Source organism: Kribbella sp. NPDC031520, assembly GCF_055580825.1.
Genome location: NZ_JBVIKS010000003.1, coordinates 654,761 through 667,136, shown reverse-complemented (window position 1 = coordinate 667,136; position 12,376 = coordinate 654,761). Strand labels below are relative to the sequence as shown.

Here is a 12,376-nt window from a genome sequence, read left to right as displayed (position 1 = left end):
GTTCGGCCTCACTCGTCCCAGAGGCCGTGCTCGGGCCATCGTCGTGGCAGCCGCTCGTCGACCGGTGGCAGGTCGGCGTGCGGCGCGTGTTCACCCAGCTGGTACCAGTACGCGACGCTCGAGTAGTCGTTGCCCTGGTCGTTGGCGTGTCCGTGCTCGATCGACACCCGCAGGCTCTTCTGGAACCGGACCGGGTCCTCGATGTGCCAGCGGAACATGCTCCACAGCCCGAAGTGTTCCTGCGGGCTCGCTCCGAGCGTGATGCCGTGGTACGGACCGGCGTACTCCCCACTGGGAAAACCCCAGGCCGCGCCGAAGTAGTCCTCGGTGCCGGTCCCGTGCAACGACGGCGGCCAGACCTCGCCGTCGATGAAGAACATGTCGTCTCCTTCGCCCGGCCAGGTGAACACCTGGTTGGAGGCGTCGAAGTTGTCGATACTGAGCACGCAGCCAACGTAGTGCCCCGTGCCGGTCGCATCGAGGATCACGTAGTTGTCGTCGCCGGTCAGGTTCGTCCCCGGCAGGTCCCACGGCGCGGGGTTCTCGAGATCGGTGCTGTGGCGGACGGCGGTGGTCGGCTTCTCCTGCCGGTAGTACGCGTGGAACCGGGCCACGTCGTCCGGGATCGGCTCGTCGCTGAGCTCGTAGTCGACGTAGTAGAAGAGGTTCTCGATCGACTGGTCGCTCTCGTTGCGGACCTGGATCTTCGCGTGGCTGCCGAACGGCATCGGGAAGTAGCTGTTCATCGCGGCTGCGAACGGACCCTTGGGACCGCGCCGTGGCCCGAACACGGCGTTCAGCGGCAGCGAGATGTAGTGCTTTGCTACCGCGTGGCCGACGCCGAAGAAGTCGCCGAGCGGCGCGCGGACACTGGGGTTCTCCTCCCCGTCCCAGAACATCTCGATGACGAGCTTGCGCAGGTACTTCTCCGAGTAGCATCGCGTGGTCAGCCAGATGTGCTCGATCCGGCCCGCGCCCGCGATGTCAGCGATGACGAAGGTGTCGCCCGCGGGCACCACCGCGAAGTCGCGGTTGCCGCCGCTGCGGTCCCAGCTCGACTCGCGCCGGGACCGGCCGGACTTCACATGGGCCAGGCCGCCGAGCGGGCTGTTGGGTTGCCAGAATTCCATATCTTCTCCATCTTTGCCGGAAAACGGTGAGTGGTGTCAGCCCTTGACGGCGCCCAGGGTCAGACCGGCGACGATGTGCCGCTGGAGGGCGAGGGTGAGCAGGATGACGGGGACGGAGTACACCGCCGAGAGCGCGGTCATCCCGCCCCAGTCGAGGCCGAACTGGGTCTGGAAGTTGGCGATCACGATCGGCGTGGTCTGGGCCCGGACCGAGGTGAGCAGGAGCGCGAAGAGGAACTCGTTCCAGGACGCGAGGAAGGCGAAGATGGCCGTGACCGCCAGTCCGCCGGACACGACCGGCAGGACGACGTACCGCAACGCCTGCAGCCGGTCGCTGCCGTCGACCTTCGCGGCTTCCTCCAACTCGGCGGGAACCGCCTCGAAGAAGCTCGACATCAGCCAGATCGACAGCGGCAGCGAGATCGTGGTGTGCGCGATCGCCAGTCCGATCGTGGTGTCGGAGATGCCGAGCCGTCGCATCGTCTCGACCAGCGGCGCCCCGACCGCGATCGTCGGCACCATCCGGGTGACCAGCGCCGCGATCACGAAGATCCGGCCGCTCGGCGTTCGGTAGCGCGTGATCGCGTACGCGGCCGGCACGCCCAGGACGAGTGAGAACGCCGTACTGAGGACCGCGGTCGCGACGCTGTTGATCAGGGCCGGTACGACGCCTTCCTTGCCGAGCGCGGCGACGTAGTTGTCGAGCGTCCACTGCGACGGCAACACCTGGGGCGGTACGGCGATCGCGTCCAGCGGTGTCTTGAACGACGTCAGCAGCAGGTAGAGGAACGGGAATCCGTACAGCACCAGCACCGCGGCCAGCGCACCCCACAGGATCACGCGAGCCGGGCGGCGACGGGACTCGAGGCCGTTCACGCGTCCGCACCTCCAGGCCGCCAGATGGCGAAGATCGCGACCGCGGCGACGACGAGCATCCCGATCAGATAGACGGTGCCCATGGCACTGGCCAGACCGGGATCGCCGTTCCGCGTCATCGTGCGGTAGATCAGCAGGCTCAGGGTGGTCGTACTGTCCTGGGGCCCGCCGTTGGTCTGGATCAGGATGATGTCGAACGCCCGGGCCGCATCGATGCCGCGAACGATCAGCGCCACCGCGATCACCGGCCGCAGCAGCGGCAGGATGATCCGGAACAGCAGCGTCGGGAACCGCACCCCGTCGATCCGCGCGGCCTCGATGACGTCACCCGGCACGTTCTGCAGTCCCGCGAACAGGACGAGCGTGATGAACGAGGTGGTGAGCCAGATGTCGGGCATCGCCACCGAGAACAACGCGATCTTCGGATTGCTCAGCCAGCCGACCTGGTCCGTGCTGTGCAGTACCCCGGCCCGGCGCAGCAGTTCGTTGAGGATGCCGAAGTTGTCGATGAGCAGGAATCGCCACAGCAGGCCGGCCACTACCGGGGCGACCATCAGCGGGTACATGAAGACCGTCCGGAACACTGCCGATCGGCTGCCGAGCGCCGCGAAGACCAAGGCCACCGCAAGCCCGAAGGTGAACTCGAGCGTGACCACGATGACCGTGTAGACGATCGTCCGCAGAGCCGAGTCCTGGAACGCCGGCGACCCGAAGGCGGTCGCGAAGTTGGCGAAGCCCACGAACGTCCGCGGTCCACCGGCGATCGGCGAGATCTCGTAGAACGCGTTCGAGACGAATCTGAGCAGCGGCCACGCCACGAAGGCGGCGAGGAACACTGCGGCCGGCGCGATCAGTGCGAGCGCGAACCGGCGGTCGGTGAGACGCACAGGGGTGCCCTTCGGAGTCGGCCTACTTGACGATGGTCTGGATCTTCGTCTTCGCCTGTCTCAGCAGGCCTGCGTTGTCCGCTCCCTTGACGACCGCTTTCTGCAGCATCGGCGTCAGCACGGTGGTGACGATCTCCTGCCACTTCGGCGTGGCCGGCCGGGCGATCGTCGCCGGCGACTTCAGCGTCGTGAGGATCGCCGGGTAGTTCTCGTGCCCGGCGACGCCGGTCTGCGATTCGAACGCCGAGATCCGGGCAACCAGACCCAAGGACGTCTTGATCGACAGGTCGTTGTGGGCGTACGCGAAGGCGATGAACTTCTTCGCCTCGGCCTGCCTACTGGTTGCCTTCGGCACCGAGAGGTACCAGGCGCCGGGTACGCCGGCGACGCCGCCGGGACCGGCGATCATCGGGGCGACGCCGATCTTGCCCTTGACCTTGGCGTTGGCCGGCGTCTGGGTGTACGCGTGTCCCCAGAAGCGCATCATCGCGAGCTTGCCCTGGTAGAAGAGGTTCTGCGCACCGGCCCAGTCGAGCTGCGCGGCGCCGGGCGGTGCGTACGGCAACAAGCTGGTGTAGAAGTTCAGGGCCGCGAGGTGATCGGCGTCGTCGATGGTCACGTTGCCGCTCTTCGGATCGAGGACCATCGTCTTCTCGCCGGTCTGCGACACCGTGGCCAGCCACTCCGTCTCGACCGCACCCTTCACATCGGTGCCGTACAGATCGGTCTGGCCGTCGCCGTTCGTGTCGCGGGTGAAGAACTCGGCCGCGTCCTTGTACTGCTTCCACGTCGTCGGCGGGGCGAGCGGGTACCCGTACTTCGCCTTGAAGGCCGCCTTCTCCTTCGGGTCGCCGAACAGGTCGGTGCGGTAGTAGAGAATCTCGGAGTTCGTCCAGACCGGCATACCGACGTACGAACCGCCGACCTGCGCCTCGGTCACCAGGCCCGGGAACAGATCATGCTTCACGTCGTCGGTGAAGAGGTCGTCGAGCGGCGAGACGCCGCCCGCGAAGGCGCTCAACCAGATGGCGTCGAGCGCCGCGACGTCGAAGGACGTCTTGCCGGCACCGAGCTCGGTCTGGATCCGGTCGTAGAGGCCGTCGTACGGCAGTTCGACGAGGTCGACCGTGGTGCCGGTCTGCTTCTGGTAGAGATCGGCGATCGGCTGGAGCTCGGCCTTGCCGCCGCCCTCCACCAGGACGGTGAGCTTGCCGGCCGCACCCGCGGAGCTGCCGCCGGCGCCGCAGCCGGCGGCGGCCAGGATCAGGCTGGTGGCAGCGGCGATACCTGCCATCGCGGTCCGGAGACGACCGCTCGTACTGCGAAGCTTCATCACTTCGACTCCGTTCCAGACGTGTGATTAAACGTTTTGGCAAAACGTCTTGGCAGCAGTGTTGGGTAGCCGGCTTCACGGGGTCAACGCCAAACTCCCTGCCAAACAGTTGCCAAACGTTTTGGCAGTTACGGCGATCTTGCCGCTGCCCGGCGGCGGTCCTACCTTCGGATCAATTCAGTCGTGCCAAAACCTTTTGGCATCTGCCTCGAAGGAGCCGATATGAACTCCTCCACTCCGCCGGAAGCACGCCTGTCACGCCGGGTCTTCCTGGCAGCCGCGGCCGCCGTGAGCGCCGCGGGCTACCTCGAGATCCCCAGTACGCCGGCCGTTGCGGCCGGCGTTGCCGTGTCCTCGGAAGAGCCACGGCCGCACAACACCCTCCTCGGCCTGCTCTGAGGCCTGCTCTGAGGCCTGCTCTGGCCCGCTGCATCTCGACCGTCCACGACCCGAAAGGGAAGACGATGCCTTCGACGATCTACGACGTCACGACCTGGACCATCCCCGGCAGCCCATCGACCACCGCGTACACCGACATCGGCGCGGTCGTGAACAGCATCATCGCCGACATCAAGACCAATCAGCCGGCGCAGGCCTCCAAGCCGGGCGCGGTGATCTACATCCCGCCGGGCGACTACTCGCTCAAGACCCGCATCGTGATCGACATCAGCTACCTGCAGCTCAAGGGATCCGGCCACGGCTTCACGTCGTCGAGTATCCGGTACAACTCCGGCGACACCTCGGGCTGGCACGAGATCTGGCCGGGCGGCAGCCGGATCCGGGTCGAGAACACCGACGGGAACGCCGAGGCCATCCTGATCAGCCGCAGCGGCGATCCCCGGCTCAGCTCGATCGAGCTGCTGGACTTCTGCCTGGACGGTATCTCGTTCGCCCCGAACGAGAACAGCTACCTGAACGGCAAGTACGGGATCCGGTCGACCACCGCCACCGACTCGTTGCGGATCCGCGGCCTCGGGATGATCTACCTCGAGCACGCGATCATGATCACCGACGCCGACGCGCTGCACATCCAGGGCAACTTCCTCTGCGAGAACGGCAACTGCATCGAGCTCGTCAGCTCCGGGCAGGCCAGTATGGTCAACGACAACATGATCGGCGCCGGCTACGTCGGATTCTCGATCTTCGCCGAGAACCATTTCGGCTTGATTGTCTCCGGCAACAACATTTTCCCCCGCGGCAAGAGCTCGGTGCACCTGAAGAACTGCACCAACAACAACCTCAGTGCGAACCGCCTGCACGCCTTCTATCCGGGGATGATCCAGTTCGAAGGGGCCTGTCACAACAACCTGATCGGGTCGAACCACTTCCTCCGCCAGCACGAGTCGTTCCCGGCCATGCAGGGCTTCAACAACGGCCTCGACGATCTGTTCGGGTTGGTGCAACTCAACGGCAGCGGCAACACCGTGGTCGGCAACCACTTCTCGTTCGACGTACCGACCGCGAACATCACGCCGTCCGGCGCGACCCCGACGATGGTCCTGGTGAAGTCGGGGAGCAACAACTACGTCGCAACCAACCACACGGCCGCGAATGTCGCCGTCCACACGGTCGTCCTCGACGGATCGACCGTCAACACGAAGGTCCTGGACTGCGGCACCACCGCGGAGTTCCAGGCCCTGACCGGAGCGACGTACGGATTCCGGGCCACTCCATGACCCGCATCGCCGCATTCCTGGCTGCGCTCCTCGGGCTCCTCGCGCTCACCGGCCTGACGGCGATCCCCACCGCGATCGCCGGCTCACCGTCGGACTATCCGGAGTACCCGTACGCCGCCACCGACTACACCGAACCGTTCCGCGGCCAGTTCCACTTCAGCCCGCAGAACGGATTCATGAACGACATCAACGCCCCGCTGTACTATCGCGGGGTCTACCACCTCTTCTTCCAGCACAACCCGCACGGGCTCGGCTGGGACGCGGCGGTGCACTGGGGGCATGCGACCAGCACCGACCTGGTGCACTGGACGCAGCAACCGATCGCCCTCGAACCCGGCGTACAGAATGCCACTCTCTGGTCGGGTTCGGGCTGGGTCGACGTGAACAACGTGACCGGCTTGAAGGTCGGGTCCGACGATCCCATCCTGCTGTTCACCAACACCGACGGGGTGAGCATCGCGTACTCGACCGACGGGGCGAAGACGTTCCAGCTGTACAACGGCGGAGCGAAGGTCATCACCGATCCGGTCGAGAGCCGCGATCCGAAGGTGCAATGGGACCCGGACCACAATCGCTGGGAACTGGTCACGTTCCGGGCCGGTACCGGCGCCGCCTTCTACACCTCGACGAATCTGCTCGACTGGACGTACCGCGGCGCCTACTCCGCAGGCTGGTTCGTCGAGTGTCCCGATCTCTACCGCCTGCCGGTGGACGGGAACTCCAATGTCCAGAAGTGGGTCCTCCAGGATGCCAGTGGCGAGTACGTCATCGGCTCGCTCGATGCGAACGGTCTCTTCGTCGCGGACTCGGCGACCCAGCAGCGCATGGAGTGGGGAGTCTCCGGTGCGGCCTTCCCGCCGTCCACGTGGTACGCCTCGCAGACCTTCAACCAACTGCCGAACGGTCGGATCGTCCAGCTGGCCTGGCAACCGAGCAACGCCGGCGTGACCTGGACCGGCAACGCGTCGTTCCCGGTCGAGCTCGCGCTGAAGACCTATCCCGAGGGCATCCGCATCACCCGCAACCCGGTCAGCGAGATCTCGGCCATCCGTACGTCGACCCAGAGCTGGGGAACACGCACGATCACGACGGATCCGTCGACCGACCCACTCAGTGGTGTCTCGGCCGACACGTACGAGCTCACCGCACAGTTCGACCTGAGCGGCGTGACCGCGTCGGAGTTCGGGTTCCGCCTGCACGCGCGGTCGGACGGGTCGAGCGACCGTACAGTTGCGTACGCCGTCGCGCCGCAGACCCTCTACGGCGCGTCGATGCCACCGATCTCCAACCGGGTCACGGTCAGGCTCCTCGTGGATCGCGGGCAGCTCGAGGTGTTCGGCAACGACGGGAAGACCGTCATCAGCGACAACGTCGCGTTCGACTCCTCGTCCGGCAGCCTCGGGATCCGGCTGTACTCCGTCGGCGGCGCTGTCACGCTCACGTCGCTGAGCTTCTCGCCGATCGCGTCGACCTGGACCCCGGCCCCCGAGGGCGCAGCTCCCGCCGGCGGCATCGCCTCGACCACTCGGCAGGACCTGTGCGTCGACCGTGACGTTGCCTCAGGCAAGGTCCAGTTGTGGACGTGCCTGCAGAACTCCAACCAGACGTGGAATCTGAACAGCTCCGGAGAACTCACCACCGGAGGCGTCTGCATGGAGGTGCCTTCCGGCCAGACGGCGAACCTGACCTTGGTGCAGGTCGCGGCCTGCTCGGGCGGCAGCAACCAGAAATGGCGGCGAGGCAACTTCGGCACCCTGGTCAACCTCGCCTCCGGGCGATGTCTGGACCTGCCGGAGGCCGACTTCACCAACGGCCGCCAACTCCAGATCTACGACTGCGTCGGCACCCGCAACCAAAGCTGGGTCGGTCCGGCATAGCGTGACGACGGCAGCGTAGATTTCCCGGCGGGCACTCGGATGGCGCCCGCCGGGGTCGGCTGGGATCAGCGCTTCAGGGCGGTTTGGTTGAAGACGTTGGTCGGGTCGTAGGTCTGCTTGAGTTCTTGCAGGCGGGCGAGTTTTCCGGGGGTGTAGGCGCGATGTACGGCCGTCGGGTCGTTGTCGGCGATCGTGTTGACGTAGCTGCCGCTGGTGTACGGCTCCAGGGTGGCGGCGTAGCTTCGGGTGGCGGTGATTCGGGCGCTGTCTTCGGCGGGATCGGTCCAGTCGTCGCCGGTGGTGAACTCGACCAGAGCGTCGCGGTGGCTGTAGGCCGTGGCGGCGTCCGGTACGTCCCTGATGGCGCCGCAGTTGAGGGTGAGTCGCGCGCCCGGATTGTTGTCCTGGGCAAGGAAAGCGTCGATCGCGGCGTCGGGCAGGGTGCGGAGGTAGTGGCCCTTGCAGTAGCGGCGGAGGGCATGGCGTTCGGCGTCGTCGGACTGGGTTTGCAGGTCGAGGTAGGTGAGCTCCCGGACGCGTTGTCCGATCGGCTTGCCGATCGCTTGGTACGACGGGATCAGCCGGCGTCCTTCGTTGAGACCGCCGACCCAGACGTAGCCGATGCTCGCGACCGGACGGCCGTCGTCGGAGCGGCCGATCCGGGCGACCGGGGTTGCCGGGCGTGGCGCCTCGGCGAAGAGGTCTCGCCAGCCGCGGAGCGCCGTACCGGCATTGTCCAGGTCGTAGTAGAAGTCGACGGTCAGCGCCTGGGTACCGACGGGGTGCAGGCGGAACTCGAACTCGGTGACGACGCCGAAGGATCCGCCGCCACCGCGCAAGGCCCAGAAGAGGTCCGGGTGGTCGGACTCGGTGACGCGGAGTACGGCGCCGTCCGCGGTGACCAGCTGGTACGAGACCACGTTGTCGCAGGTCAGGCCGTACGCGCGGGCCAGCCAGCCGATGCCGCCGCCGAGCGTGAGCCCGCCGACGCCGGTGTGCGAGACGTTGCCGGCCGTGGTCGCCAGGCCGTACCGCTGGCTCGCAGTGTCCAGTGCGCCGAGCAACGCGCCACCGCCGACGCGCGCCCGGCGGCTGACTGGGTCGACCTGCACCGAGTTCATCGCCGAGAGGTCGATGAGCAAGCCGCCTTCCACGACGGGAAGGCCGAGGAAGCTGTGGCCGCCGCAGCGGACGCCGATCTCCAGACCCGCCTCCTGGCCGTAGCGGAGGGCAGCGACGACGTCGGCTGTACTGGCGCAGCGTGCGATGGCGGCCGGACGGCGGTCGATCATCGCGTTCCAGACAGCACGGGCCGAGTCGTAGTCCGGGTCTCCCGGGCGGGTCAGGTCTGCGTACGTCGTGGTAGTCATCGGTGCACCAGGGCTCGGATCGAGTCGCGGCGGAACCAGGCAACGGTGGCCGTCAGGAGCAGGTAGACGACCGGGATCGCCGGGGACACGTGCACGGCGAAGACGTTGGTCAGGCTCGCGCCGATCATGAGCGCGGCAAGGCAGGTCGCGGCGAGACCGCACAGCCGCGGGATCAGCAGACCGAGCGCGCCGGCGATCTCCAGGATGCCGATCACGTAGCGCAGCCACTGTCCGGCGCCCACCGCGTCGAAGATGTCGACCATGGCCGGATCGCCGGTCAGCTTCGGCAGGGCTGCCATCACGAACCCGAACGCCAGTATTCCCTGCACCACCCACAGCGCCACCGCACCCGGCCGGACTCTGCGGGCTGTCATCGTCGTGCTCATCATTACCTCCAAGGTCGGTTTCTGGTACGACGACCTTCGCGTGGAGGACCTGTCGTTCACATCCGTGCTCACCACGGAGACACCACGGATCGGTCATGATGGGCGGGTGAACGAGGTGTCGGAACGGGAGGCCGAGGTACTGGCGGCGCTGGCCGACCATCGGTCGAACGCGCAGATCGCCCACGCCCTGCACATCTCCGTCCGCACGGTCGAGAGCCACGTCTCGTCACTTCTCCGCAAGTACGGCGCAGCCGACCGCCGCCAACTGGCCGACCTCGTCAACCAGGACCGCCGCACAGCCGATCCGCCCGTCCCGGCTGCTGTGGGTGGTTCGAAGGTGAGCGGAGTACCCGCCGGCCGGACCACGTTTGTCGGGCGTTCCGCCGAGGCGGTGGAGGTGCGCGAAGCGCTTCGGCGATCACGGCTGGTGACGCTGGTCGGCCCCGGTGGGATGGGTAAGACACGGCTGGCGGCCGTCGTTGCCGCCGAGGCAGGCGCCGGCGGGTCCGGAGCGTTCGTGGATCTGGTTCCGGTGCGGGACGGGCTGGTCACGCGGGCGGTGGCGACAGCGCTCGAGCTCGATGAGCGCCCGCCGCAAAGCCTGGAGCAGGTGCTGATCGAGCATCTGCAACAGGGTCCCTCACTGCTCATTCTGGACAACTGCGAGCACCTCATCGACGAGGTCGCAGTACTGGCCGAACAGCTACTCCGTACCTGTCCCGGAGTGAGGATCCTCACGACCAGCCGCGAGCGCCTCGGCGTACCGGCGGAGGCGACCGTGCTGCTGCCCCCGTTGGACGCCGCGATCGAACTCTTCACCGACCGCGCGCGGGCCGTGGACCCGTCCTTCACCGCGCCGGACGGCGAGCTCGCCGAGATCTGCGCGCGACTGGACGGCATGCCCCTGGCCATCGAACTCGCCGCGGCCAGGATCGGTTCGCTCGGAACCGCCGGTCTGCAGGTGGCGCTCGACGACAGACTCCTGCTGCTCGCTGGTGGGCGCGGCAGGGACGTCCGGCACCGGTCGCTGGGGGCTGTGATCGGCTGGAGTCACGATTTGCTGGACGACCAGGAGCGGCTGCTGTTCCGGCGGCTCTCGATCTACGTAAGCGGCTTCGATCTCGAGGCCGCCAGTGCGACCAGCCCGGAGCTCGGCCGGGGCGAGGTGGCGGACCTGCTCGGGCGGCTGACGGACAAGAGTCTCGCCGTCCGGCGGGGAACGCGCTGGCGGCTGCTCGAGACGATCAGGGAGTTCGCCCGCGAGCAACTCACGCCGGACGAGCTGGCGATCGCCCAGAATCGCTGCCTGCACTGGGCGGCCGACACGGCCGTCACGTTGGAGGGCAAGCTCGACACCACCGGCTGGCACGAGCAGTACGACGAGACGGTCGCCGATCTCCGCGCCGCCCTGGCCGCCACGCCTGCAGCCCCGGACCCGGTGGCGCACCGGCTGGCTCGCGCGCTGGGACATCTCGGGTTTGCCCGGCGTGAGTTCGTCGAATCGGTCGGCCACTACCGGGCCGCGGCCGAGCGGGCCGCCGACGGTATCGAGGCTGCGCTGGATCTACGTTCGGCGGCTGATGCCACGATCGCGATCTCGGACGCGGAGACCGGTGTCGCGTTGCTGCTGGACGCGGCCGACCGGGCGGTTGCTGACGGCAACGTTCGGGCCACGGTGCTCGCGCTGGCCGTGATCGCGGTCAACCGGTATCCGACCGGGACGTTGTACGACTTCCCGGCTGAGCGCAGCCGCGCGTTGCTGCGGGAGGCCGTGGACTGCGCGCGGGCCGGGGACGTGCACGTAAGCGCACTGCTGGCGACGGCCAATGCCTGGGAGTACGGCGGGCGGCGGATCGAGGCGGATGCGAAGCTTGCCGGCGAGGCTGTCGAGGCGGCGCGCAGGACCGGAGATCCGGTGCTGATCGCCGGGGCGCTCGATGCGTTGACCGTGGCAGCCGCGAACGCAGGCCGGTTGCGGGACGCGCGGGCCTGCGCGGTGGAGCGGATGCAACTGGTCGGTCCGTTGCCGCGGCACGAGCCGTACGCGGCGGCCGAGATCATCGACGCCTTTCACGTCGCGCCGACGACGGCGACCGCGGTCGGTGATCTGCCGGCCGCCTTCGCGGCTGTCAACGCGTCCGACGATCCGGTCGGGGATCACCCGTACATCTCGCTGCCGCGGCGGATCCGGGTGACAGCGTTGACGGGCGAGTTCGACGCGTGTGTGGAGCATGCCGACGCTCTCTGGGAACGGTGGCAGCGCGCGGGTGCGCCGCCGATCGAATGGATGGCGTCCGCGCTGTCGATGGCCGCGATGGTGCACGGGTTGCGCGACGACGGGCTGTTCGACGTCTGGCAGGCACGTGCGCTCGAGGTCGCGCGGTGCGCGAAGCCGGAGGACGCACCGTGGCTGGTTGCCCCGTACACGTTCGCGCAGGCGCGGGTCGCCGTACAACGCGCGAACGACGAAGAGGTGGAAGACATTGTGCGGCGGGCGTTCGGTGCGCTCGGGGAGCGTTGGTGGGCGCCGTACGCGCGGACCACTGCCGCCGAGCTCGCCGTGATCGCTGGCCTGCCCGACGCGGGTGAGCTGCTTCGAGCCACCGCCCAGGACGCCGCCGAGAACGACTGGGCCGCCGCCTGCCGTACGCGAGCCGCCGCACGGCACACGGGCAACCTGCAGGAGCTGCTAACAGCCGCTGACGCCTTCGGCCGCATCGGTGCCCGCTTCGAGCAAGCCAGCACCCTCGCCCTGCACCCGGACCACCAGACCGGAACGCGGCAGGTTCCGTAGTCGATCCGTGGTCAGCACGGATGCCCGGCGCAGTCCCATACGGCCAG

Annotated in this window: 10 protein-coding genes; 4 read left to right on the top strand and 6 right to left on the bottom strand. The window is 67.7% G+C overall.

The annotated features are described in order from the left end of the window. Positions 1–8 precede the first annotated feature (8 nt). Genes ACZ5BU_RS18575 through ACZ5BU_RS18560 form a run of 4 tightly spaced genes read right to left on the bottom strand, consistent with a single transcriptional unit; the run spans position 9 to position 4,226 of the window. The gene (locus ACZ5BU_RS18575; protein ID WP_465700375.1) at positions 9–1,130 is read right to left on the bottom strand and encodes a glycoside hydrolase family 172 protein; all 1,122 of its coding nucleotides are present in this window, start codon (positions 1,128–1,130) and stop codon (positions 9–11) included. 36 nt (positions 1,131–1,166) lie between these two features. Then, complete coding sequence (locus tag ACZ5BU_RS18570; protein ID WP_465700373.1) at positions 1,167–2,006, bottom strand: carbohydrate ABC transporter permease; 840 nt, start codon at positions 2,004–2,006, stop codon at positions 1,167–1,169. Further along, a complete protein-coding gene (locus tag ACZ5BU_RS18565) occupies positions 2,003–2,893 on the bottom strand; it encodes a carbohydrate ABC transporter permease (protein WP_465700371.1) in 891 nt (296 codons plus the stop codon). Before ACZ5BU_RS18565 ends, ACZ5BU_RS18570 begins: the two co-directional genes overlap by 4 nt. A 22-nt stretch (positions 2,894–2,915) precedes the next feature. Beyond that, positions 2,916–4,226, bottom strand: coding sequence for an ABC transporter substrate-binding protein (locus tag ACZ5BU_RS18560; protein WP_465700369.1), 1,311 nt, complete (start codon positions 4,224–4,226; stop codon positions 2,916–2,918). Between the two features lie 222 nt (positions 4,227–4,448). Between ACZ5BU_RS18560 and ACZ5BU_RS18555 the strand changes: the two genes are divergently transcribed. The 3 genes from ACZ5BU_RS18555 to ACZ5BU_RS18545 all read left to right on the top strand — a co-directional run bounded on the left by ACZ5BU_RS18555 (position 4,449) and on the right by ACZ5BU_RS18545 (position 7,779). Further along, positions 4,449–4,625 carry a hypothetical protein gene (locus tag ACZ5BU_RS18555; RefSeq protein ID WP_465700367.1) on the top strand — a complete coding sequence of 59 codons (177 nt, stop codon included), beginning with the start codon at positions 4,449–4,451 and terminating at the stop codon, positions 4,623–4,625. A gap of 65 nt (positions 4,626–4,690) precedes the next feature. Beyond that, positions 4,691–5,902 (top strand): NosD domain-containing protein, encoded by a 1,212-nt coding sequence (locus tag ACZ5BU_RS18550; RefSeq protein ID WP_465700366.1) that lies wholly within the window; start codon positions 4,691–4,693, stop codon positions 5,900–5,902. Beyond that, a complete protein-coding gene (locus ACZ5BU_RS18545) occupies positions 5,899–7,779 on the top strand; it encodes a ricin-type beta-trefoil lectin domain protein (RefSeq protein ID WP_465700364.1) in 1,881 nt (626 codons plus the stop codon). Before ACZ5BU_RS18550 ends, ACZ5BU_RS18545 begins: the two co-directional genes overlap by 4 nt. Positions 7,780–7,844: 65 nt before the next feature. Here the strand turns inward: ACZ5BU_RS18545 and ACZ5BU_RS18540 are convergent, their stop codons facing one another. Both ACZ5BU_RS18540 and ACZ5BU_RS18535 read right to left on the bottom strand, forming a co-directional pair. Further along, positions 7,845–9,149 (bottom strand): FAD-binding oxidoreductase, encoded by a 1,305-nt coding sequence (locus ACZ5BU_RS18540; protein ID WP_465700362.1) that lies wholly within the window; start codon positions 9,147–9,149, stop codon positions 7,845–7,847. Further along, entirely contained in the window at positions 9,146–9,523 is a 378-nt protein-coding gene (locus ACZ5BU_RS18535; protein ID WP_465700361.1) for a DoxX family protein, read from the bottom strand. The genes ACZ5BU_RS18540 and ACZ5BU_RS18535 overlap by 4 nt, the downstream gene beginning before the upstream one ends. A 4-nt stretch (positions 9,524–9,527) precedes the next feature. Here ACZ5BU_RS18535 and ACZ5BU_RS18530 point away from each other — a divergent pair, with 4 nt between their 5' ends. Next, positions 9,528–12,329: an ATP-binding protein gene (locus ACZ5BU_RS18530; RefSeq protein ID WP_465700360.1), complete on the top strand. Its 2,802-nt coding sequence runs from the start codon at positions 9,528–9,530 to the stop codon at positions 12,327–12,329. Positions 12,330–12,376 lie beyond the last annotated feature (47 nt).